The sequence below is a fragment of the Microvirga sp. P4_G7 genome, assembly GCF_056401005.1.
Genome location: NZ_JBFUKD010000898.1, coordinates 1 through 1,232 on the forward strand (window position 1 = coordinate 1; position 1,232 = coordinate 1,232).

Genomic DNA, 1,232 nt, shown 5'->3' on the forward strand with positions numbered 1-1,232 from the left:
CACGATCACCAGCGTACCGTCGACGTCGAGCAGCGGCAGATACGGGTTGAGGTCGTGTTTGCTCGGCACGGTGTCGATGATGATATCGAAGCTGTTCGCAGCCTGCAGCATCGCCTCTTCATCGGTGGACACGAGGAGCTTGTCGGCCCCGAGCGCCAGCGCATCCGCCTCCTTGTCGCGCGTCCGGCTCATGACGGTCACGTAGGCACCGAGGCCGACAGCGAGCTTCACGGCCATGTGGCCAAGACCGCCCAAGCCGATCACGCCGACGCGCGTGCCCGGACCCACGTCCCACGTGCGCAAAGGCGAATAGGTCGTGATGCCGGCACAGAGGAGAGGGGCCGCTCGTGACAGGTCCAGTCCGTCCGGCACGCGTAGGACGAATTCCTGCCGAACCACGACATGCTTGGAGTAGCCGCCTTGCGTCATTTCCTGCGTGATGCGGTCGAGACCACCATAGGTCAACGTATTACCCTCGCGGCACAGTTGTTCCTCGCCTTTGCGACATTGGTCGCAATGCTGACAGCTGTCGACCATGCATCCGACCGCGACATGATCACCCGCCTTGAAGCGATCAACCTCGCTGCCGACCTCGATCACCCGACCGATGATTTCGTGGCCTGGAACGACTGGATAGGCTGACCAGCCCCAATCGTTGCGCGCCCAGTGAAGATCCGAGTGGCAGACGCCGCAATAAAGGATTTCCATCGCGACGTCGTTGGGGCGCAGGGCCCGTCGTTCGAAGGAGAACGGCGTGAGACGAGCTCCGACAGACGGAGCAGCATAGCCGAGGGTCTTGTAGCGAAAACTTGCCATGGTTGTTAGCTCGATTGGGTTGTGGTCTTGGTGAAAGGCAAACGGTCCGTGCGCAGTGAACATGACGTCGCAATGGGCCAAAGGTTTGTTCGAAATCGGTCGACGTCTACGTCACCGACCGACTCGTGCCTGAAGACGCGCAGGATACCGATCCCCTTGCACAGTAATCTTGGAGACGGCGTCCTCGATGTCGCGCAGGTCCGCGGGCGTCAGTTGGACGTCAGCCGCTCCGATATTCTCCTCGAGGCGATGCAATTTCGTCGTGCCCGGAATCGGTACAATCCACGGCTTTTGCGCGAGCAGCCAAGCGAGCGCGATCTGAGCTGGAGTCGCCTTTTTCCGCTGTGCTATCTGGCCGAGTAATTCGACGACGGACTGGTTCGCCTTCCTTGCCTCTGGTGTGAAACGCGGAACGA

2 protein-coding genes are annotated in these 1,232 nt (G+C 60.8%); both read right to left on the reverse strand.

Annotated elements, in window-relative coordinates; translation table 11 throughout:
• Nucleotides 1-816: NAD(P)-dependent alcohol dehydrogenase (locus tag AC1DT3_RS21730; RefSeq protein WP_477467257.1), on the reverse strand; the 816-nt coding region annotated here is incomplete at its 3' end.
• A gap of 111 nt (nt 817-927) precedes the next feature.
• A partial coding sequence (locus tag AC1DT3_RS21735) for an aldo/keto reductase (protein WP_477467258.1) occupies nt 928-1,232 on the reverse strand: 305 nt, incomplete at its 5' end.